17 protein-coding genes are annotated in these 20,562 nt (G+C 61.8%); 11 read left to right on the top strand and 6 right to left on the bottom strand.

The features are described from left to right. Positions 1-5: 5 nt before the first annotated feature. Positions 6-770, top strand: coding sequence for a class I SAM-dependent methyltransferase (locus tag ACINK1_RS07585; protein WP_376803728.1), 765 nt, complete (start codon positions 6-8; stop codon positions 768-770). Here ACINK1_RS07585 and ACINK1_RS07580 read toward each other — a convergent pair whose 3' ends face one another. Further along, positions 771-3,968, bottom strand: coding sequence for an efflux RND transporter permease subunit (locus ACINK1_RS07580; protein ID WP_376802632.1), 3,198 nt, complete (start codon positions 3,966-3,968; stop codon positions 771-773). It abuts the gene before it with no gap. A 59-nt stretch (positions 3,969-4,027) separates the two neighbouring features. Then, positions 4,028-5,179: an efflux RND transporter periplasmic adaptor subunit gene (locus tag ACINK1_RS07575; protein WP_376802631.1), complete on the bottom strand. Its 1,152-nt coding sequence runs from the start codon at positions 5,177-5,179 to the stop codon at positions 4,028-4,030. A gap of 459 nt (positions 5,180-5,638) precedes the next feature. Between ACINK1_RS07575 and ACINK1_RS07570 the strand changes: the two genes are divergently transcribed. The 4 genes from ACINK1_RS07570 to ACINK1_RS07555 all read left to right on the top strand — a co-directional run bounded on the left by ACINK1_RS07570 (position 5,639) and on the right by ACINK1_RS07555 (position 8,783). Then, positions 5,639-6,706: a TAXI family TRAP transporter solute-binding subunit gene (locus tag ACINK1_RS07570; protein WP_395760051.1), complete on the top strand. Its 1,068-nt coding sequence runs from the start codon at positions 5,639-5,641 to the stop codon at positions 6,704-6,706. Between the two features lie 141 nt (positions 6,707-6,847). After that, positions 6,848-6,973, top strand: coding sequence for a type B 50S ribosomal protein L36 (ykgO, locus tag ACINK1_RS07565; RefSeq protein WP_376802629.1), 126 nt, complete (start codon positions 6,848-6,850; stop codon positions 6,971-6,973). Between the two features lie 114 nt (positions 6,974-7,087). Continuing rightward, a complete protein-coding gene (locus tag ACINK1_RS07560; protein ID WP_395760050.1) occupies positions 7,088-7,735 on the top strand; it encodes a tetratricopeptide repeat protein in 648 nt (215 codons plus the stop codon). Between the two features lie 28 nt (positions 7,736-7,763). Further along, positions 7,764-8,783 carry an alpha/beta fold hydrolase gene (locus ACINK1_RS07555; protein WP_376802627.1) on the top strand — a complete coding sequence of 340 codons (1,020 nt, stop codon included), beginning with the start codon at positions 7,764-7,766 and terminating at the stop codon, positions 8,781-8,783. Here the strand turns inward: ACINK1_RS07555 and ACINK1_RS07550 are convergent. From ACINK1_RS07550 to ACINK1_RS07540, 3 genes are read right to left on the bottom strand one after another with little or no spacing between them, the layout of a single operon-like run. Then, positions 8,749-10,116 carry an AarF/ABC1/UbiB kinase family protein gene (locus tag ACINK1_RS07550; protein ID WP_376802626.1) on the bottom strand — a complete coding sequence of 456 codons (1,368 nt, stop codon included), beginning with the start codon at positions 10,114-10,116 and terminating at the stop codon, positions 8,749-8,751. The genes ACINK1_RS07555 and ACINK1_RS07550 overlap by 35 nt on opposite strands. Before the next feature lie 60 nt (positions 10,117-10,176). Further along, the gene (locus ACINK1_RS07545; RefSeq protein ID WP_376802625.1) at positions 10,177-11,049 is read right to left on the bottom strand and encodes a 3-keto-5-aminohexanoate cleavage protein; all 873 of its coding nucleotides are present in this window, start codon (positions 11,047-11,049) and stop codon (positions 10,177-10,179) included. A 3-nt stretch (positions 11,050-11,052) separates the two neighbouring features. Further along, the gene (locus ACINK1_RS07540) at positions 11,053-12,831 is read right to left on the bottom strand and encodes a M3 family oligoendopeptidase (RefSeq protein ID WP_376802624.1); all 1,779 of its coding nucleotides are present in this window, start codon (positions 12,829-12,831) and stop codon (positions 11,053-11,055) included. Between the two features lie 212 nt (positions 12,832-13,043). On the opposite strand from ACINK1_RS07540, the gene ACINK1_RS07535 reads away from it, so the two are divergent. From ACINK1_RS07535 to ACINK1_RS07525, 3 genes are all read left to right on the top strand, one after another. After that, positions 13,044-14,579: a sigma-54 dependent transcriptional regulator gene (locus ACINK1_RS07535; RefSeq protein ID WP_376802623.1), complete on the top strand. Its 1,536-nt coding sequence runs from the start codon at positions 13,044-13,046 to the stop codon at positions 14,577-14,579. A gap of 86 nt (positions 14,580-14,665) precedes the next feature. Beyond that, positions 14,666-16,063: a murein L,D-transpeptidase gene (locus tag ACINK1_RS07530; RefSeq protein ID WP_376802622.1), complete on the top strand. Its 1,398-nt coding sequence runs from the start codon at positions 14,666-14,668 to the stop codon at positions 16,061-16,063. A 198-nt stretch (positions 16,064-16,261) separates the two neighbouring features. Beyond that, positions 16,262-17,917: a DUF882 domain-containing protein gene (locus ACINK1_RS07525; protein WP_376802621.1), complete on the top strand. Its 1,656-nt coding sequence runs from the start codon at positions 16,262-16,264 to the stop codon at positions 17,915-17,917. A gap of 28 nt (positions 17,918-17,945) precedes the next feature. On the opposite strand, the gene ACINK1_RS07520 is transcribed toward ACINK1_RS07525, so the two are convergent. Beyond that, the gene (locus tag ACINK1_RS07520) at positions 17,946-18,224 is read right to left on the bottom strand and encodes a DUF2312 domain-containing protein (RefSeq protein WP_376802620.1); all 279 of its coding nucleotides are present in this window, start codon (positions 18,222-18,224) and stop codon (positions 17,946-17,948) included. Positions 18,225-18,513: 289 nt separating this feature from the next. Here ACINK1_RS07520 and ACINK1_RS07515 point away from each other — a divergent pair, with 289 nt between their 5' ends. From ACINK1_RS07515 to ACINK1_RS07505, 3 genes are all read left to right on the top strand, one after another. After that, the gene (locus ACINK1_RS07515) at positions 18,514-19,797 is read left to right on the top strand and encodes a glycerate kinase (RefSeq protein WP_376802619.1); all 1,284 of its coding nucleotides are present in this window, start codon (positions 18,514-18,516) and stop codon (positions 19,795-19,797) included. Continuing rightward, positions 19,794-20,288 (top strand): DUF1036 domain-containing protein, encoded by a 495-nt coding sequence (locus ACINK1_RS07510; RefSeq protein ID WP_376802618.1) that lies wholly within the window; start codon positions 19,794-19,796, stop codon positions 20,286-20,288. Before ACINK1_RS07515 ends, ACINK1_RS07510 begins: the two co-directional genes overlap by 4 nt. Next, a partial coding sequence (locus ACINK1_RS07505; protein ID WP_395760049.1) for a pyruvate kinase occupies positions 20,285-20,562 on the top strand: 278 nt, incomplete at its 3' end. The genes ACINK1_RS07510 and ACINK1_RS07505, both read left to right, overlap by 4 nt.

Genomic DNA, 20,562 nt, shown 5'->3' with positions numbered 1-20,562 from the left:
GTGCCATGACCATCGCCTTTCGCAGCGGACTTGCCGCCTGCGACCATTACATCGAAGCTCTCTATGACAGCGTGCGTGGCATGTCCTCGCGCTTTGCGGCAACGATTACCTGTCATCTCATGCGCCGGCAGAGCGACATGGGCATCAATGGTCCCATCGCTGAAATCGGGACGTTCGAGGGGCGGTTTTTCATTGCGCTCGCCCATGCCCTGCAGGCGGGCGAGAAAGCCTTGGCCATCGATCTCTTCAACTGGCCAAATGATGGATTGCTTGATCTTTTCCGGCAGCATCTGGCGCGTTGCGGCATTGATGAGGCAGGCATCGTCATTCACAAAGGTGCGAGCGATGAGCTGTCGCCTGCCGATATCCGCGCCAAGCTTGGCAGCGAGGCCGGCTTGCGGCTTTTTCACATCGACGGTGAGCATTCGCGCGAGGCGATCACCCGCGACCTTGATCTCGCGCATGCGGTAATGCATGCTCAGGGGCTGATCATTCTCGATGACATGCTCCATCCCGGTTACCCGCTTCTGGTGATTGCGGTTCACGACTGGCTGCAGCGCCACCCCGACATGAAGGTGCTGGCGATCATTGATCGTGAGGATATTGTTGCGGCTGCCAAATTCGTGCTGTGCCGGGCCGATGCGGTATCGCTTTACGAGGATGATCTGATGGCAAGCTTCCCCGCCCAGCATTTCGTGCTGGGGGCGGAATTTGAAAGCTATTTCTGCGTCGTACTGACACCCAAGCCGCGTCTTGCCGAGGTCGACTGATCACACATCGACCTGACCGGGCGGCACAGGCGGCAGCGGCGCTGCTGTGGTGCGGCGGGAGGCAAAATAGCGCACCACGACATAGAAGACCGGTGTGAACAGCAGCCCGAACAAGGTGACGCCAAGCATGCCGGAAAAGACGGCGGTTCCCAGAGACTGACGCATCTCAGCGCCGGCGCCGGATGACAGGACGAGTGGTACCACGCCAAGAATAAAGGCGAACGAGGTCATGAGAATGGGCCGCAGCCGGGTTCGTGCGGCAGCGATCGCCGCCTCGAAACGGTTCATGCCCATTTCCTCCGCCTGCTTGGCGAATTCGACGATCAAAATCGCGTTCTTCGCGGCAAGGCCAACCAGCACGACCAGCCCGATATCAACCAGGACGTTGCGATCAAGACCGCGAAAGCCGATGCCGATCATCGCCGCCAGGATACACATCGGGACAATCAGAACGACGGCGAGCGGCAGCAGCCAGCTTTCATAAAGAGCTGCCAGCAGCAGGAAGACAAAGACAACGGCAAGGCCAAAGGCGAGCAGGGCCGTGTTGCCGGCAAGCTTTTCCTGGAGCGCGATTTCCGTCCACTCGAAACCAAAACCTGGTGGCAAGCGCTGGCTTGCCAGCCGCTCCAGCGTGGCAATGCCCTGACCGGATGAGACGCCAGGCAGCAGGGCGACCTGCACTTCGGCAGCCGGAAAGAGGTTATAGCGCGGCAGGCGATAGGGGCCGGTGGTATCGGTGAAATTGGCAACGGAGCCGATGGGTACCATCTCGCCGCTGGCGTTGCGGGTGCGCAAATTGGCGACATCGCGCAGGTCAACCCGGAAGGGATTGTCGGCCTGTGCGGTCACCCGGTAGGTACGACCGAGAATGTTAAAATCATTGATGTAGGCGGAGCCCATATAGACCGACAGCGTTTCAAAAACGCGGGCGATGGGCACGCCGAGTTTCTCAGCCTTGGTGCGGTCAATATCGGCAAAAATCTGGGGCGTCTTGGTGTTGAACAGCGTAAACCCCTGCGCAAATCCGTTCTGCGGATTGGCAGCGCTCGCCATCGCCCACGCCGCCCCTTCGAGGGCGGCGACGCCACGACCGGAGCGGTCCTGCACATAGAGTTTCAGCCCGCCGCCGGTGCCGATGCCCGGCACCGAAGGTGGTTCTATGACCAGAATGAATGCTTCCTTGATGGCTGCCACCTGCTGGCGCAGATCGCCCAGAATAGCCCTGGCACCAAGACCCCTGGCGGCCCGCTCCTCGAAGGGCAGGAGGCGAACGAAAATAACCCCCGTGTTCGGGGCGTTGGTGAAGGTCGCGCCATCAAAGCCGACGAAGACGACGGCGCGATCAACGCCTGGCCGGCTGCGGATGAGCGCACTGGCTTTACGCACCACCTCATCGGTGCGGGTGAGCGATGATCCCGGCGGCAGCTGGAAGGCGGCAATGAAATAGCCGCGATCAAGCTGGGGGATGAGGCCGGTCGGCGTGCTGGCGAGGCGGACATAGGTGAACGCGATCAGGCCAGCATAGGCAATCAGGACAATCACGGCAAAGCGCACAAGGCGGCTGGTCAGGGCGCCGTAGCCGGTTGACAGCTTGCCGAAGGCCCAGTTGAAGCTGCGGAAGAATGCATTGAGCGGGGCTGATATGACCGCAATCATTCTGCCAAAAAAGCCGGTAGGTGCGGCGGCTCGGCCGTGCGGGCGCAACAACAGGGCAGCAAGAGCGGGCGACAAGGTGAGCGACACAAAGGCCGAGAGAAGCGTCGAGACGGCGATGGTGACGGCGAACTGCTTGTAAAACGAGCCTTGAAGCCCGGTGATGAAAGCGGTCGGCACGAAGACCGCACAGAGAACCAGCGCAATCGCCAGCAGTGCATTGCCGACTTCATCCATCGTCTTGTGGGCGGCCTCGCGCGGGTTCATGCCCTCGGCCAGATAACGCTCGACATTTTCTACCACGACGATGGCATCATCAACGACAATGCCAATCGACAGCACCAGTCCAAACAGCGAGAGCGTGTTGAAGTTGATGCCGAGCACCGCCATGAAGGCGAAGGTGCCGAGAATTGACACGGGAATGGCGATGATCGGGATGACGGCGGCGCGCCATGTCTGCAGAAAGATAATCACAACAATGACGACCAGAAGTATCGCCTCGAAGAAGGTATGGATAACGGCATCGACGGATTGCTGGATGAATTCGGTCGGATTGTAGACAACGCGGTAGTCAAGGCCGCTCGGAAAATTCTGCTTCAGCTCCTCCATGCGGGCGCGCACGGCGGCAGCGGTCGACAGGGCGTTTGAACCGGGGCGCTGGAACACCACGAGGGCGGTTGCCACGGCATCATCGAGATAGGCGTTGACATTGTAATCCTGCGAGCCGAGTTCGACGCGGGCGATGTCGCGCAGGCGGGTGACGGCGCCGTCACTGTCCGTCTTGACGATGATGTCAGAAAATTCGTCGGGGTTTGACAGGCGTCCGAGCGTGCGGATGGCAAGCTCGAATCCTCCCGCCGACTGGGCCGGTGGCTGATTGATCGATCCGGACGCTACCTGGACGTTGGCTGCGCGCAGCGCCGTGACAATCTCGCCAGCCGTGAGGCTGCGTGCCTGGATGCGGGCTGGATCAAGCCAGACCCGCATGGAGTAATCGCGTGCCCCGAAAATGCGTGTATCACCGACGCCATCGACGCGGCCAACAACATCCTTGACGAAGAGCGTGGCGTAATTCGACACATATTGCTGATCACGCGTGCCGTCGGGCGAGATCATATGGATGACCATCATCAGGTCGGGTGAGGCTTTGCGCACCGTAATGCCAAGGCGTTGCACATCATCGGGCAGGCGAGGCTGGGCCACTGCAACGCGGTTTTGCACGAGAACCTGCGCCTGATCGATATTCGTGCCGGGCTGGAAAACGACGTTGATCGACAGCCGCCCATCGCCGGTTGACTGGGAGGTGATGTAGAGCATGTTGTCGACGCCGTTGACTTCCTGTTCGATGGGCGTGGCGACGGTGGCGGCAATGACTTCGGATGATGCGCCGGGATAGAGGGCAGTGATGTTCACCGTCGGCGGAGCGATTTCAGGATATTCGGACACCGGCAAAGCACGCAGCGCGATGACGCCGACGATGCTGAGAATGATCGACATGACGCTGGCGAAGATCGGATGATCGATAAAGAAATGCGTGAAGCGCATGGGTAAGGCGTCCGATCAGGCTTGAGGTCGAGCAATTAGTCAGAAAATGCGCGGCTGTTTCAGTTGGTCGGCTGTAACTTGATTTCGCCCGGCTGCGGCGTCACCTTTGAACCAGGGCGGACGAACGGGTTCGACCGGCCGTTGATGATGACGCGCTCATCGGGTTTGAGGCCGGCGCGGATCACGCGCAGACCCTCGGCGAGGGGGCCCGGCGTGACGGTGCGCGCGCTCACCATGTTGTCCTCGCCAACGACCAGAACGATCTTGCTCGCCTGATCCGAGGCGATGGCGGAATCAGGAATGAGGAGCGCCTCGCGATCACCTGCCCACAGCCGCATGCGGCCAAAGACGCCGGGCGTGAGGAAGCCGTCCTTGTTGTCGAAAATGCCGCGACCGCGAATGGTGCCGGAGCGGGGATTGACGACGTTGTCGACAAAGTCCATGCGCCCCTCGCGCGACCAGCTGGTCTCGTCGGCAAGCCGCACCTGGACAGGATTGGGGGTGTCGCGTCCCGAAGGGCGCCGGCCGGTCTGCGACAGGCGTGAATATTTGAGATAGTCGGCTTCGGATGCGTCAAAGGCGAAGTAGATAGGGTCGAGGGCAACGATCGTCGTCAACAGGGTCGAGGCGCCCGCGCTCTGGCCACCGGCGACCAGATTGCCGACATCGATACGCCGGTCGGATACGCGGCCGGACAGGGGCGCCCGCACTTCCGCCCATTCAAGATTGAGTTCGGCGGTCTTCACGGTCGCCTGGGCGGTTTGCAGGGCGGCGAGCGCGACGCGCTGGGTTGACAGGCGATTATCGAATTCGCGCTGTGTCAGCGTCTTGTTCTGCAACAGCGGCTGGGCGCGCTCAACGTCGTTTTGCGCCAGTTCGAGCTGGGCCTGGGCACGAGCGATGTCGGCGCGCGCTGATTCAGCGGCAATCTCGTAAGGGCGCTTGTCGATGGTAAAGAGAATATCCCCCTTCTGGACAATCTGCCCGTCGCGGAAGTGAATCTGCTCGATGAAGCCGGCGACGCGGGGCCTGATCTCAACGGCGGCCACGGCGTCGAACCGGCCAGTGTATTCATCCCATTCGGTGATCGTCTTTTTCACCGGCGTTGCGACCACCACCTGCGGCGCGGGCGGGGCCTGCGCCGCTGCGCTCCAGCCGATCACCAGCGCGGCAACCACAAAGGCGGAACGGATATTGAACAAATTGTGCATGACGGCCTCTTGAGCGGATCACTGGCTGGCGTTCTCGACATCATAGATCGGGGCAAACGCGCTTGATGTGTGCGATCACCGACAAAATCGCCCTGACCCTGATACCAGGTTCAATCAGCCGCAAGAGAGGAAAAGCCAGCTCATGACAGCTGTCATCCCGCCTCTGCTTTGGGTGTACCTCTAGTCATATCGAGCGTGCCGGGCTAATCAACCCACGAGTTGAGCAGAGCGATCAAATTTTGTCGATCAAATGCCAACGATGAGCGAAAGCAGCTCTTGTCTTTAGCAATATTCTGACCTTTGATAACGACGAAAGCCACAATTCAGTCACGCTTTTGCAGTCGGTTTGCAGCAGAAGAGCAAATGGTCGTTGTTGTTGGCCTCGGGGGAGTATTTTCCATGCGCATATCTGTGTTGCACGCCTTGAAAAAGCTCTGCCTTTTCGCTGCCCTTCTAACAATGATCGTGCCGCGAACGGCCACAGCACAAGCGCTGGCGGAGTTGCCTGGGCGTAACGACATCAATTCCTGGACGGTGGGCCTTGCTGGCGGATTGCTGGAGGGGTCCTATATCCGTTACGCAGCTGATCTAGCGCGCGCGCTCAATGATGGCAGCAATCTTCGCATCATTCCCATGGTCACGTTCGGCGCGGTCGGCCACGTCTCCGATCTGCTTTATCTGAAGGGCGTCGATATCGCGATCACCCAGGCTGACGTTCTCGACTATTTCGAGCAGGAGCAGAAAATTCCCGGCATCAAAGGCCGGATTCATTACATATCGCCGCTCTTCTTGTCCGAAGTGCACATCTATGCGCGCTCCGAATTCAAGTCTCTCGCCGATCTGGCGGGCAAGAAGGTGGCATTCAACACGGTTGGCAGCGCCGCCAATCTGACCGGTCAGATTGTTTTCCGCCGCCTCGGTATCACGGTTGAACCGGTGTTCATCAACAATGCAATCGCGCTGGAACAGATGCGCACCGGAGAGATATCCGCCGTCGTCCACGTTGTCGCCAAACCCAATGATGCGTTCACCCGCTACAAGCCGGAGCCGGGGTTTCACTTTCTGCCGGTCGAGTACAATTCCATCTTCGCCGACTTCTATCTGCCAACCGCGCTTGAAGCCACTGATTACCCGAATCTGATACCGGCGGGCGGCAAGGTGCAAACGATTGCCGTCCTCAACCTGCTCGCCGTTTTCAACTGGGCAAGTGACAGTGACCGCTATCGTCGCGTATCGCGCTTCATCAACGCCTTCTTCAACAATTACGACAAGCTCAAGACCGCCTCCTTCCAGGCCAAATGGGCGGAGATCAATTTCGCCGGCACAGTTCCAGGATGGACGCGATATCGCGTTGCCGAAGAGGCGCTGGCCAAATTCAAGGCAGGCGGTCCCAATCAGGAGCGATTACGCTCGCAGTTCGAGGAATTCTTCAAAAGTTTTGCCAAGAAGGCTGGAAACCGCAAATTCTCGGAGAGCGAGCGGGAAGCCCTGTTCAAACAGTTCGTGGAATGGGAGCAGAAACGCTAGCGACGCGTCAGCCGTCGAGAGCAGCGGCAGAATTGACAAAATGTCCATGCTGCATTAGTGCACCACTTCCTTTTATGTGGGTGCGCCGTCTCAGTTTTATCGCAGGCGGGTGTGCCGGTTCGAAAACCCAGGTTGGCTGTCATGAAAATCCGCAATTCACTGAAATCCCTGCGCGGGCGTCATCGCGGCAACCAGCTGGTGCGCCGCAAGGGCCGCGTCTACATCATCAACAAGACCAATCCGCGTTTCAAGGCGCGCCAGGGCTGAGCTGTTCGCCCTGACAATCAGGTGGCGGGTTGTGTGCTCTTGCCGCTAATTGATGGTTGACGCCGGGCGGGACCCGGCTAGGCTTCACGAATGAAGCCGCTAGCCCTTTTTATAGTGATTGCCCTGTGGCCTGGTTTTGCCGCAGCGCAGAGCGATGCCGGTCAATCACCGAAAGAGACAGGCCAGCCGGAAACCGGGGTGCCGCAGAAGATCGAGCGCGAACCGGTGGCTCCCGGCCCCAATCCCCAACAGCGCGGCGAGGCGCAATCGCCCGAGGCTTACGCCAAGCTGGTTGATGCCCTTTATGTTAAATTGCGCGAGGCCAAAAGCGAAACCGAAGCGGAAACCATCGATGACGCGCTGACGGCGCTGTGGGTGCGGCGCGGCGGGGCAACGGCGCAAACCCTGCTTGAGTGGTCGCAGGAAGAGTTTGCGCAGAAGCGCTATGCGACAGCGCTTGATTATCTCGATGCGCTGCTTGCCATCAACCCCGATCATTTCGAGGCTTATTTCCGCCGTGCGGTGGTTGCCTACCAGATGCGGGCGATCGGGCAGGCGATCAATGATCTCGGGCGGACGCTGGCGCTGGAGCCGCGCCATTACGGGGCGTTGGGTGTGCTTGGAAACATACTCGCTGAAATCGGCCGGGAAAAAGAGGCGTTCGCCGCCTTCCAATCGGCGTTAGCTCTCATCCCGCTGCGCGGCCAGTTGAAGAAGCAGGTGGAGCGCCTGTCGCCACAGGTCGAGGGGCGACCGGGGTGAGAGCGGGCTTGTTATTTTGGCTGCGCGGATGAGTTTCCTTTCAGGCGATAGCCTGTGGCTTGCCGCTTTGGCGCTCGTGATGCTGTGGTGGGCGTCGCGTCGCGTTTCACGTACATTTGAAAAGCAATATCCTGCGCTGGGCAGAAAAGTGCCGGTGTCGGGCCCAGCGGTGCTGCATGTGATTGATCGGGCGCCGGACGATCCGTCTGCCGTGCCGGGACTGCCGATTGTGGTCATTCACGGCGCGAGCGGCAATGCGCGCGATGGCGAGGCGGCGCTTGGGGCTCGTCTTGGCGCCAAGGCGCGCATTCTTTTCTTCGACCGTCCCGGCCATGGCTGGAGCGAACGTCCGCCGGGGCGATCGGCGAGCGCGCCGGATGGGCAGGCCCGCATGATCGTCGAGGCTCTTGACCAGCTTGATGTCGGCCAAGCGGTCATTGTCGGTCATTCGCTGGGGGCTGCGGTTGCCTGTGCGGTGGCGCTGATCGACAAAAAGCGGGTTGCAGGGCTCGTTGTGATCACCCCCGCCACCCATCCATGGCCGGGCGGCGGCGGGGTTTCGTGGCATAACCGGATTGCGGCCTTGCCGGTCATCGGTCGCGTCTTTTCGGAGCTGTTCCCGCCGTTCCTCGGCGCGCTTGTCATGCCGCTAGTGCTGCCGTCGATCTTCACGCCCAATCCGGTTCCCGATCGCTATGAATTGCGCAGCGGCGCAGCGCTGGCTTTGCGACCAAAGGCCTTCCGCGCCAATGCCCTTGATGTGGTTGGGCTCAAGGCCAATGTCACGCGTCTCAGCCCGCAATATTGTGAGATTACTGCACCCACCCTCATCGTGTGCGGCGGCGCGGATGTCATCGTGAGCAATGCGCTGCATGCCGAGCGGCTTGCCGGTGAGATCAAGGGCAGCCGCCTGGTAGAGCTGGCGGGCATCGGCCATATGCCGCAATGGTCGGCTGGCGATGAGGTGGCCCGACTTATTCTTGAATTCACGGCGGTTTTGCCCGTGCCGCCAGTTATGCCGGCGCAGGCTCCAGCCCCACCGCCGTGAGGGCCTGCGACTGGCGAGCCGCGAGATCATCCTCGACATGGTTGGCGATGGTGTCGTTGAAGAGGCGGTAAAAATTCAACTCAGCGCGCAGATGCAGGAAGACGCTGCCAAGGCCGATGGCGGCGCGGTCCATGAAGACGAATTCGCGCGGCACCGTCACGGGTCCGCGTTCCTTCAGGGCCTTGTGGACCTGAAACGCCTGGCGGCGCCCGTATTCGGACGGCGCTACCCCATCGGCGATGGTGCGCACGCGATCCTCCAGCATCGGCCCGTAGATAAAGCGTGCCCAGATGTTGAGCGTGTCGATCAGCTCCTTGCTGAGATTCTTGAAACCCCAGATGTCGTAGGCATGCACCACCTGGTCGGGGCGGCTGTCGCGCAGGCCTTCGTAAAGGTCGATGACGCCGGAGACGAAGCGCGGCGGAAAAATGCGCACGCAACCGAAGTCGAGCAAATTGATACCCTGTGCCTCGCCCTGATCGCTGCGCACCGTGTAATTGCCCAGATGCGGATCGCCATGGATCACCGCGAACTGGCTGAAGGGGTGCCACCAGGCGCGGAAAAGGGCGGTGGCGAGAAGATTGCGGTCTTGCTGCGAGGCTTCGCGGTAATCGAGCAGAGGATCGCCGTCGACCCAGGTCATCGACAGCAGGCGCCCGGTGGAGAGTTCCGGGCGAAGATCAGGGACCCGCACCAAAGATTCGCGGCTCAGGATATGGCGGTAAAGCAAGAGGTGGCGCGCTTCGCGGCGGTAATCGAGTTCCTCGCGGATACGGGCGGCGATCTCGCCGCGCATTTGACTGGTATCGATGGCGCGATCGAAGCGGGCGTGCAGTGAAAAGACGAAATCGAGTTGTTTGAGGTCGGCCTCCACCGCTGATTGCATGTCAGGATATTGCAGCTTGACGGCAAGCGCCGTGCCATCATGGGCCGTGGCGCGATGGACCTGGCCGAGCGAGGCGGCGGCTGACGGTTCATGGGTGAAGTCAGCGAATTTCGTGCGCCAGTCAGGGCCAAGTTCGGCCTGCATGCGGCGCTTGACGAAGGCCCAGCCCATGGCGGGCGCGTGCGCTTGCAGCTTTTGCAGTTCAGCCGTGTATTCGGGCGGCAGAAGATCGGGGATGGTTGCCAGCAATTGCGCCACCTTGACGATGGGGCCGCGCAGATTGCCAAGAGCCGCGCGCAGGAGCGCAGCCTCGCTGCCGCGAGAGGATTGGCCGATGAGGCGGGCGCCGGCGATGCGGGCGGTTGCCTGGCCAACGCCGGCGCCAACGCGCGCATAGCGCCGGGCGCGCTCGCTCATTCGGTTCTTTTCAGGATCGTCAGCGCTCATGGTGGCCTGTGGATCACTATAGCGGGAAAGGCGAGGGAGGGGGCGCGGCGAAGCGTCACGTCAGCTGAGGGCGGCGCGGATGATGGCAGGTGTGGCAAGTGCGCCGCCGGCTCGCGCAACTTCGCGTGCGGCGATGGCCGTCAGCACGCCATTATCCATCGGCGTGCCGAAGCGGGCGTCCTCGAGGCCGGCGCGCACATGCCCGCCTTTGTCCACTGTCATGGCAATCAGTTCGACAAGATCAACGCCAAGACCGGCAATCATCCATGGTGCATGCGCCGCTTCGTCGGCGAGCAGGGCAAGATGTGCCTCGAGCGCATAAGGCTCGGGAGGAAAGCCCCAGGCAAATTGCTCGGAGAACATGAAACGATAGATCGCCCGGGGGGCGGGGATGAGCCGGGCCACATGCGCGCCAAGGCGGGTAAAGCCCGGCTCGTAGATGGCAAAGCTCGGGTGAAAACGATACAGAGCCGCGAGCTCCAGACCGCGACGGATATGATCATCGGGGTTGGCGTAGACGAAGCCCGGCATGTGATGACCGGCAGCATCACGGCGGGCAAAATTGACCGATCCCGGATCGACGACCGCCCATTCGATGAGGCCCATTTTCGCCAGCGCCTCGACATGGGCGAAACGCTCAAGGGCGCTGCCACCCGGGCCGGAGAGCGCGCTGCCGGCAATCGGCAAAGTGGGATAGACGATGGCGCCGGTAGCGCGGCGCAGACGCTCGATGATCGGTGCATAGATCGCTGCGTCGTCGCGCTGGCGCCCTGTCACCTCGTCATAGGCGTGGAAATGCAGGATGGCCGCGCCTTCGCCGTGAGCGGCAATTCCTGCCTCGACAATCTCGTCTGCGGTAACAGGAATCGCCGGCTGGAGATCGCGACCCCAGGGCCCGTTGAGCGCGCATTCAAGCCAGACCGAACGGCTCATCGCTCACCCCATGGCCTCAAGTTCGCCGATCATGCGCTCGATGAGCGACAGACCCAGCGTCCAGAAATCAGGCTCGCTCGCATCAAGGCCGAAGGGCTTCAGCAACTCACTGTGATGGCGGGTGCCGCCGGCTGACAGCATGGCGAGATATTTCTCGGCAAAGCCGGTTTCGGCGCGCTCATAGACGGCATAAAGCGAATTCACCAGGCAATCGCCGAAGGCGTAGGCATAAACATAAAAGGGCGAATGGATGAAATGGGGGATATAGGCCCAATAGGTTTCATAACCCGGATGCAGGCGGATGGCGGGTCCGAGGCTTTCGCGCGACACCTCCATCCACAGATTGCCGATGACGTCGGATGTAAGCTCGCCTTGCAGCCGCTCGCCATGGATGCGCCGCTCGAAATCGTAAAAGGCGATCTGGCGCACGACCGTGTTCAGCATGTCCTCGACCTTGCCGGCCAGCAGAGCGCGGCGCGCGGTCTTGTCAGTCGTTGCCGCCAGCAGGGAGCGGAAGGTCAGCATCTCGCCGAAGACGGAGGCGGTTTCAGCAAGCGTCAGCGGGGTTGGCGCCATGAGCGCGCCGTTGTGAGCAGCCAAGACCTGATGCACGCCGTGGCCGAGTTCGTGGGCAAGCGTCATCACGTCACGCGGCTTGCCCTGATAATTGAGCAGGATATAGGGGTGCGCCGAGGGAACGGTCGGATGGGAAAAGGCGCCGGGCGCCTTGCCGGGGCGCACCGGCGCATCGATCCAGCGCTCGTCAAAGAAACGGCCGGCGATCGCCGCCAGTTCAGGCGAAAAACGACCATAGGCTGAGAGCACGCTGTCTCGGGCCTCGGCCCAGGAAAATTCACGCTGTTCCACCCGCGGCAGCGGGGCGTTGCGGTCCCAGTGATCAAGCATCTCCTTGCCAAACCAGCGGGCCTTCAATGCGTAATAGCGGTGAGAGAGGCGCGGATAAGCTGCCTTGACGGCGCTGACGAGCGCCTCCACCACTTCCGGCTCGACGCGGTTGGAGAGGTGACGGGAGGCTGCCATATCGCCAAAGCCACGCCAGCGGTCAGCGATGTCCTTGTCCTTGGCAAGCGTGTTGGTGATGAGGGTGAAGACGCGCAAATTCTGCTTGAGCGTCACCCCAAGCGCCTCGGCGGCGGCACGGCGGCGATCGGGATCGGTGTCCTGGAGCCGGTTCAGCGTCGGTTCCAGCGCCAGGTTTTCACCTTCGACATCAAAGCGCAAGGCGGCAATGGTTTCGTCGAAAAGGCGATTCCACGCGGCAGCACCGGTGACGCTTTTTTCCAAGAAAAGCTGTTCGAGGCGATCGTCGAGCTGGTAGGGGCGCTCGCGGCGCAAATCGGTGATCCATGGGCGGTAATCGGCAAGCGCCGGGGAGTGCGACAAGGCTTGCGTCATCACGGCATCGTCGATGCGATTGAGTTCGAGTTCAAAGAACAAGAGGTGGGTTGACGCATCGGTCAGGCGTTGCTGCACGTCTCCGTAGAATTTCGCGCGTGTCGCGTCGGTGGTCTCGCCGGCATAAAGCAGCCCTGCGAAGGAGGCGATCCGACCCATACGGTCCTGAATGGCTTCATAATCAGCCAGCCAGGCCGCCAGCGTGTCGGGCGCCTCGCGCGCAACAGCATCGAGCTTGCCTTTGGCCTTGAGAGCGAAGGCCTCGCATGTGCCGCTGATGTTGTCGAGATCGCCGCGCAGCTGCGGCGAATCGGCGCCAGGGTACAGGTCGGCCAGATTCCATTCAGGAAGGGGGGAAGCATTCACGGTTTGGCATTGTCCCTGTCGCGCGGTTGAGCATTGGCGTCCAGTGCTAGCATGCGAAGACAGGCTTTTAGAAGGCGCATCGATTAAGCAGCTGTTCACACATTCTCGTTTCGGCACGTCGCAGAGGCAGAAAATAGCATTTGGAAAGACGCTGTTTACCTATTGCAAGCATGGTTGGCGTCGATTGTTCCAATTTCGTACAGGTTTCCTTGATGCCAGAAACTATTCTTGTCGTTGACGATGATCCGATCCAGAGGCGTCTGGTCGAGGAGGCGCTGAAGCGCATCGGCTATCGCGCCATCACGCTTGATGGCGGTGAAGCGGCGCTGCGCTTCATGGCCTCGCGCGAGTCGGCTGATATCGCGCTCATCGTGCTTGATCTGGTGATGCCTGATCTCGATGGCATGGGTGTGCTGGCGCGCCTCAAGCAAGCAGGTATCGACAAGCCGGTGATCGTGCTCACCGCCCAGGGCGGCATCGATACGGTGGTCTCGGCGATGCGGGCGGGTGCCTTCGATTTCGTCGTCAAGCCGGTATCGGTCGAGCGGCTTGATGTGTCGGTGCGCAATGCGCTCAAGGTCAATTCGCTGCAGGGCGAAATCCAGCGCATCAACCGCCGGCGTGATGGCGGCCTGTCGTTCAAGGACATCCTGTCGCGCTCGCCCAGCATGGTGCGGGTGCTGGAGCTTGGCAAACGCGCGGCCGCTTCCACCATCCCCATTCTGCTTGAAGGCGAATCAGGTGTCGGCAAGGAGCTGATCGCGCGCGCCATCCAGGGAAGTTCCGACAGGCGCACCAAGCCCTTCGTGACCGTCAACTGCGGCGCCATTCCCGATAACCTCGTTGAATCGATCCTTTTTGGCCACGAAAAAGGAGCCTTCACCGGCGCTCAGGAAAAGCATACCGGCAAATTCATGGAGGCTCATACCGGCACGCTCTTCCTTGATGAGGTGGGTGAATTGCCGCTGGAAGCGCAGGTCAAGCTGTTGCGCGCCATTCAGGAGGGCGAGGTCGAGCCGGTCGGCGGGCGCAAGACGATGAAGGTTGATCTGCGCCTCATATCGGCAACCAACCGGACGCTGGTCGAGCAGGTCAAGGATGGCAAGTTCCGCGAGGATCTTTACTACCGCATTTCGGTGTTTCCGATCTGGATTCCCCCGCTTCGCGAGCGCCTCACCGACATCCCCGATCTGGTCAAGCATTTCATCGCCCGCTTCTCGTCAGAAGAAGGCAAGCGTATTGATGGCGTGTCGGAGGCGGCGATGGGGCTGCTGTCGACCTATCGCTGGCCTGGCAATGTCCGTCAGCTGGAAAATGCCGTGTTCCGTGCGGTTGTCCTCAGTGACCGGTCGATCCTCGATGTGAGCGAGTTCCCGCAGATTGCCGCGCAGGTCGACGGCTTCGAGGAGGCAGCGATCCGTCGCGAGCCGATCGCCGCGGTCTCCTCGTCGGCAAGCGCTGCGGCGCCCGTGCCGGGGAATGTGGTACCGGTCGATTTCATGCCGGTTGCAACCCACAACATGGTCTCGATGCCTCCGCCCATGCGCGGCGGGCAGGTGAGCATGCTGGACGAGGTGGGGGAAATCCGCTCGATCACCGATGTCGAGCGTGACCTGCTGCGTTACGCGATCACGCATTATCGCGGCAACATGACGGAAGTGGCGCGCCGGGTGGGGATTGGTCGCTCGACGCTTTATCGGCGTCTGCGCGAGCTTGGCCTGGCTGAATCGGTCTCGGCGGCGGAATAAATCGCTGTTGCGGGCATTTTCCGGTTGATTCGAACGCCCTGCCGCGTCATGCCTTGCAACGACGGTGATCGACAGGAGATAACCGCATGCCGATCCGTGGTCGTTATGCTCTGCGCTTTTCAGCGCTGTTGATCCTCGGTTTATGCTCCGTGCCGCCGTCGGCGGTGCTGGCGCAGACCCCGCCGCAACAGACGGACGGGTCCCGGGCGGCCTCCTCGCTGCTCGGAGCGCAGATCGAGGCGCGGCTTGCCGCCGGAATTCGCGCAGGCGTAACGGAGAAGAAAAATCTCGACGCCATTCTGGTGTTTTATCGCCAGCGGCAATTTGCGCCGCTTTTTGTTTCGGATGAAGGCTGGTCGCCGCAGGCGCAGCTGCTGCTGAAACGCCTGGCTGGCGCGCGCTATGACGGCCTCAATGCCGAGGATTACGATGACAAGGTTTTCGGGTTAATCACCGCGAGCGCGTCAGCTGATATCAAGGCTGCTGGTGAAATAGCGCTGATGCGCGCGCTGCTGCGCTATGCACGCCATGCCATGGGCGGGCGCGTCGATGTGACAAAGCTGCAACCCAATGTCTTTGCAAAACGCCCCGAACCGGAGCTTGGGGCGCTCCTTGATACTCTGGCAATGAGCGCCAACCCGGTCGCCGTCATCGAGGCGCAGAACCCGCCGCATGCGGCCTTTCTTGCGCTTCGGCGTGAGCTTGGCCGCTTGCTCGATGAAGCGAGCACCAGAAACCAGGGGCTGATTGCCGATCTCATCATCAATATGGAGCGCTGGCGCTGGTTGCCGCGCCAGCTTGGCTCATCGTTCGTCATGGTGAGCGTGCCGGAATATCTCGTGCGCGTCATCGATACCGGTCGTCTTGCCTATCAGGGGCGGGTGATTGTCGGCCAGCAGACGACGCCGACGCCGCTGTTTTCGGGCGAAATGCAGTATATCGTGGTCAATCCGAGCTGGACGGTGCCACCGGGCATTCTGAAGAACGAGATCCTGCCGCTTTATCGGCGAGACCCGGCGGCGGTCGCCCGGCGCGGGCTGCAGGTGGTGCGGTCGGGCAGTGGCGGCGTGTCGTTCCGTCAGGCGCCGGGCGAGCGCAACGCGTTGGGGCGGATCAAGTTCATGTTCCCCAATGATCATGCGATCTATCTCCACGACACGCCGGGGCGACATCTTTTCACCCGCAATGAACGGGCGTTGTCGCATGGCTGCGTCAGGGTCGATCAGCCTCTGAAATTTGCCGATGCGGTGTTTGCGCGCGAAGGCAACCTCGACAGCAAGCGTATCGAACGGCTGTATGGCAAGGGTGAGAGCTACGTGAAATTGAAGCGGCGTATTCCCGTCCATCTGACCTATTTCACGCTGTCGATCGCGGAAGGGCAATTGTCCAGGCAAGCTGATATTTACGGGCTTGACCGCAAAATGAAGCAGGTTATGGGGTTGCAAAACCCGTCCACGCAGACAAGCGCGACCCTGATCCGATAAAGCCAGCCGGTTGACCGGTGTTGTTGCCATGAGCTGCCGGCTTCGCGCGCGCGACTGGTCAACAACATCGCAATCGGCCATAATGAGGCGCTGTGCCTGCCGAAAGCGCCATGGTGGCGCCGGATGCTTGCCCAAGCTTTGCCATGAACGGCAATTATTGATGTTGTGGAAGGGCTTGGTTAACCAAGCTCGGACAAAATGGATGAGGCATCGGCAGAACGCCGCTGTGGCGGGCTTGGACGAGGTAATGTCATTTTGTGGTTTGGCGGGCGAACTCATTCTCGCGACGGTTTGAAACGTCTGGCGTTGCTCACGGTGTGTGCGCTGTCGATCGTGCCTGTGTTGTCGAGTGCCTTGCAGCCGGCGGACGCCAATGGCGACACGCGGTCGCTTCGCATCAAGAACACGCATAACGGAGAGAGTATCGACGTCGTCTTCAAGCGTGATGGCCGCTACGATCAGGAAGGCTTGAAGAAATACAACTGGTTCCTGCGCGACTGGCGGACCAATGAACCGACCGAGATGGACCCGCGCCTGCTTGATCTCGTCTGGGAGGTCTATCGCGACCTTGGCGGGAATGAGCCGCTCCAGCTGGTCAGCGGTTTTCGCTCACGCCAGACCAATAGTTTCCTGCGCTCGCGCTCAGCGGGCGTTGCCAAGGAAAGCCAGCACACGCGCGGCAAAGCCATGGATTTCTTCGTGCCCGGCGTCGCCTTGTCGCGCATTCGCGAGCGCGGCATGCTGCGCCAGCGCGGCGGGGTTGGCTTCTATCCAACGTCAGGTTCGCCGTTCGTGCATCTGGATGTCGGCAATGTGCGCGCCTGGCCACGCATGACGCGTGATCAGCTGGCGCGCCTGTTCCCGGATGGCAATACCATCCATCTGCCCGCCGATGGCAAACCGCTTGCGGGCTATGAGACGACGCTGGCGCGGCTGGGGCGCGATGGCAAGCGCGGCGAAACCGTTCTTGCCTATGCGGGGAATAGCGACAAGCAGCCGGCCGAAAGCCGGGGTGGTTCGGCGACGAATATTCTGGCGAACCTCTTTGGCGCCGGCAAATCCGACGATGAGGATGAGGACGACAAGAAGATCGTTTCATCGACACAGCGCCCGGTTGCGGCGCGTGCCGTGCCGCCGCCGCCAACGCTTGGTGTTGCCGCCCGCGATACGGTGGGCAAGGAACCGGCGGCAGCGCCCGCATCTGACGTAGCTGATACGCCGCGTGCGGTCGCAAGCCCGGTGGCGCGCCCATTGCCACGCCCGATTGTGACAGCCTCGCTTCAGCCGCCAACGATTGGCGTTGCGGAAGATGGCGCGGCGCCTGTTCCCGCGCCGCTGCCGCGCCCGGCCACCAGCGCCATCAGCAGGCTCATTCCCCTGCCGCTTGAGCGACCGCGCGAGGCCGTCGGTCAACGTCCGCAGGATGAGCTGTCGATTGCCGCATTGCAGACGGACGGCGAGCCGGTTGCCGCGCTCGCGCCGCTTGCCGCGCGCCTGCGGGACAAGGCCGGCCTTGCGGCGATCGCCCGTCTTGATCAGCCGGCGGGCGCGCCAGCCACGGGGCTTGAAACGCAGGGCGAGCAGGTGTCAGCCCTGGCGCCGCTGGCTGCCCGCCTGCGTGACGAGGTGGCAAAAGCCGTCCTAGCCAAACTTGATTATCGCCGTCTCGACCGCAGGACGTTGACCCCCACGCCGATGGCTGAGACAGCGCCGATGACGCCGCCGTCAGTTGGCAATCTCGAACTCACGATGGGGCCAGCGATGCTGGCGACGCAGTTTGGCCGCCGGCCGACGCCCACCTTGTCGGCTTTTGGCGGTCAGGCGATCAGGGCCAAGCGGCCGAGCACCATCTGACCCGGCGCCGTTCCTTCCTGGCATAAGATCAGTTGTCGCCGGGCGCGCGCGTCAGCCCATCACCCAGCATGCCAAGGGCCGCCAGATAAGTGTCGAGGACGGCCTCTTCCTCGGCGCGTTTTTCGGCATCCTGCCTGCGTAGCGAAATCACCTTGCGCAACACCTTGGTGTCGTAGCCATTGCCCTTGGCTTCGAGATAGACATCGCGGATATCGTCGGCGAGAGCTTTTTTCTCCTCCTCCAGCCGCTCGATGCGCTCGACGATGGCCTTGATCTGGGCGCGCGCCGTCATGTCGATATCGCTCATGGTTTCTCCGTCGCTTCATTGAGGCTCATCGCATGGCGCCCAAGTCAGGCGCGGTCAAGGCTGAAACCGGTGAATGTGCCGCCATCCCCGCAATTCTTCGCCTGAAGCCGCAATACCCGAGTAGCGCGCAGAAGGAGGGGCGGTTTGGTGTCATCTACCCTTGTCATTGCCTGATGCGGTGCGCGATAAGGGCTGGTTTTCACCAATGGTTTGTTTCAATGATGGGTCAAGGCACGCGGGCGGTGGCAGCCAACGCCCGCCATCGTCAAGAGCAAATGAGAGCCGCAGCGTGACACACAAACGCGATGAAGTGAGGTCAATTCTGCAGGCGGCGATCAGGGCGGCTCAACCAGCGCAGTTTCTTCCCCGCCACCTGCCTCCAGCACCGCGCGGCCGGCTGATCATCCTGTCGGCCGGCAAGGCGGGCGCGTCGATGGCCGCCGCCGCCGAAGCCCATTACATCGATACGCTTGGCCTCACGCCCGAGCGCATTACGGGCAGCGCCGTCTGCCGCTACGGGTATGCAACGACAACAAGGCGCGTTGCGGTGATCGAGGCCGGTCATCCGATCCCCGACGAGGCAGGCGTCAGGGCAGCCAGCCAGGCGCTGGAGCTTGCCAGCGCGGCGCAGGCCGATGATCTGGTGCTGGTGTTGTTGTCCGGTGGCGGCTCGGCCAATTGGGTGGCGCCGGCCGGTGCCGTGTCGCTGGCTGACAAGCAGGCTTTGACCAGGGCCCTGCAGCGGGCAGGGGCGCATATCGGCGAGCTCAACTGCGTGCGCAAGCACCTGTCGCGCCTCAAGGGCGGGCGGCTGGCTGTTGCCGCGCATCCGGCGCCGCTGGTGACGATTGCCATCTCCGATGTACCCGGTGACAATCCCTCGGTGATCGCCTCTGGCCCGACGGTTGGTGATGACAGTACGCTTGCCGACGCCCGGGCGGTTCTCGCCCGGTTTGGTATCGGGCCGTCGCCGGCGATTGCCCGCGTGCTGGGCGATCCGGCAAACGAAAGCCCGAAGCCCGGCGATGAGCGCCTTGACGGTGAGCGCTTCATCATCGCCTGCCGGCCGCGCGACGGGCTTGAGGCAGCGTGCCGCGAGGCGGACCGGCTGGGATATCCGGTCATTTCACTTGGCGCGGATGTCGAGGGTGAAGCCCGGGAGGTTGCGGGCGCGCATGCGGCCATGGCGCGCCGGTTGGCCGCACAAGGGCAGCGGGCGGCCATCCTGTCGGGCGGCGAACTGACGGTAACGGTGAACGGCAAGGGCCGTGGCGGTCCCAATCAGGAATATGTGCTGGCGCTGGCGCTGGCGCTTGATGGCAACGCGGCCATTCACGCTCTTGCGGCCGATACCGATGGCACCGACGGGGGCAGTGGCGCGCCGGATGATGCGGCAGGCGCGATGGCTTTTCCCGATACGCTGAGGCGGGCGCGAGAGCAGGCGATTGATCCTGCCGCATTTCTTGCCAACAATGATGCGACGACGTGCTTCGAGCGTCTGGGTGATCTGGTGATGACCGGTCCCACGCTCACCAACGTCAATGATCTTCGTGTCATACTGGTTGATCCATGATGCAGATAAGGTGGTGGCGCTACTCGAAATGGCTTTCCAGCGGGGCTCCCTTGGTGGTGCTGCTTGCGGTTCTCTGGCTGGGGGTTGGCATGTCGCCGGCGCAGGCCAATCTGCGCATCTGCAACAAGACGTCGAGCCGCGTCGGGGTGGCGCTTGGCTACAAGGATGCGCAGGGCTGGGTAACGGAGGGCTGGTGGAACATGTTGCCCGGTACGTGTGAAACCCTGCTCGAAGGGCCGCTGAGCGCGCGCTACTATTACCTGCGGGCGGTTGATTATGACCGCGGGGGCGAATGGGGTGGTCCCAATCTGATGTGCGCTGATCCCAAGCTCTTTACCATTCGCGATATCGGGGAGTGCGTGGCGCGCGGCCATGAGCGGGCCGGCTTCTTCGAAATTGACACCGGTGAGCTTTCCACCTGGACAGTTCAGCTGACCGAGCCGGGTCGCTCGGGCAAAGAGGCCGAGGCCTCGTCAGGAGCAACGAAATGAGGCGTCGGCGTTCAACCAAAATTGTCGCGACACTCGGTCCGGCCTCCTCCAGCGCGGAGATGATCTCGAAGCTGTTTCTGGCGGGCGCTGATACATTCCGCATCAATATGAGCCATGCCAGCCATGATCGCATGCGCGAGCTCGTCGTCATCATCCGTGATCTTGAATCGCGCTTCTCGCGACCCATCGGCATTCTGGTCGATCTGCAGGGGCCAAAGCTTCGGCTGGGTGAATTTGGCGACAACAGCGCGATGTGCCCCACCGGCGCGCATTT

The sequence above is a fragment of the Raskinella chloraquaticus (SeqCode) genome (genome assembly GCF_021731865.1).
GTDB lineage: Bacteria > Pseudomonadota > Alphaproteobacteria > Rhizobiales > UBA4765 > Raskinella > Raskinella chloraquaticus.
This window is presented reverse-complemented; position numbering and strand designations above follow the sequence as displayed.

Bases quoted from the DNA above. Each gene is read 5' to 3' on its own strand.
- ACINK1_RS07585 (WP_376803728.1), top strand. From the start codon at position 6: ATGACCATCGCCTTTCGCAGCGGACTTGCCGCCTGCGACCATTACATC.
- ACINK1_RS07580 (WP_376802632.1), bottom strand. From the start codon at position 3,968: ATGCGCTTCACGCATTTCTTTATCGATCATCCGATCTTCGCCAGCGTC.
- ACINK1_RS07575 (WP_376802631.1), bottom strand. From the start codon at position 5,179: ATGCACAATTTGTTCAATATCCGTTCCGCCTTTGTGGTTGCCGCGCTG.
- ACINK1_RS07570 (WP_395760051.1), top strand. From the start codon at position 5,639: ATGATCGTGCCGCGAACGGCCACAGCACAAGCGCTGGCGGAGTTGCCT.
- ykgO (WP_376802629.1), top strand. From the start codon at position 6,848: ATGAAAATCCGCAATTCACTGAAATCCCTGCGCGGGCGTCATCGCGGC.
- ACINK1_RS07555 (WP_376802627.1), top strand. From the start codon at position 7,764: ATGAGTTTCCTTTCAGGCGATAGCCTGTGGCTTGCCGCTTTGGCGCTC.
- ACINK1_RS07550 (WP_376802626.1), bottom strand. From the start codon at position 10,116: ATGAGCGCTGACGATCCTGAAAAGAACCGAATGAGCGAGCGCGCCCGG.
- ACINK1_RS07545 (WP_376802625.1), bottom strand. From the start codon at position 11,049: ATGAGCCGTTCGGTCTGGCTTGAATGCGCGCTCAACGGGCCCTGGGGT.
- ACINK1_RS07535 (WP_376802623.1), top strand. From the start codon at position 13,044: ATGCCAGAAACTATTCTTGTCGTTGACGATGATCCGATCCAGAGGCGT.
- ACINK1_RS07530 (WP_376802622.1), top strand. From the start codon at position 14,666: ATGCCGATCCGTGGTCGTTATGCTCTGCGCTTTTCAGCGCTGTTGATC.
- ACINK1_RS07525 (WP_376802621.1), top strand. From the start codon at position 16,262: ATGGATGAGGCATCGGCAGAACGCCGCTGTGGCGGGCTTGGACGAGGT.
- ACINK1_RS07520 (WP_376802620.1), bottom strand. From the start codon at position 18,224: ATGAGCGATATCGACATGACGGCGCGCGCCCAGATCAAGGCCATCGTC.
- ACINK1_RS07510 (WP_376802618.1), top strand. From the start codon at position 19,794: ATGATGCAGATAAGGTGGTGGCGCTACTCGAAATGGCTTTCCAGCGGG.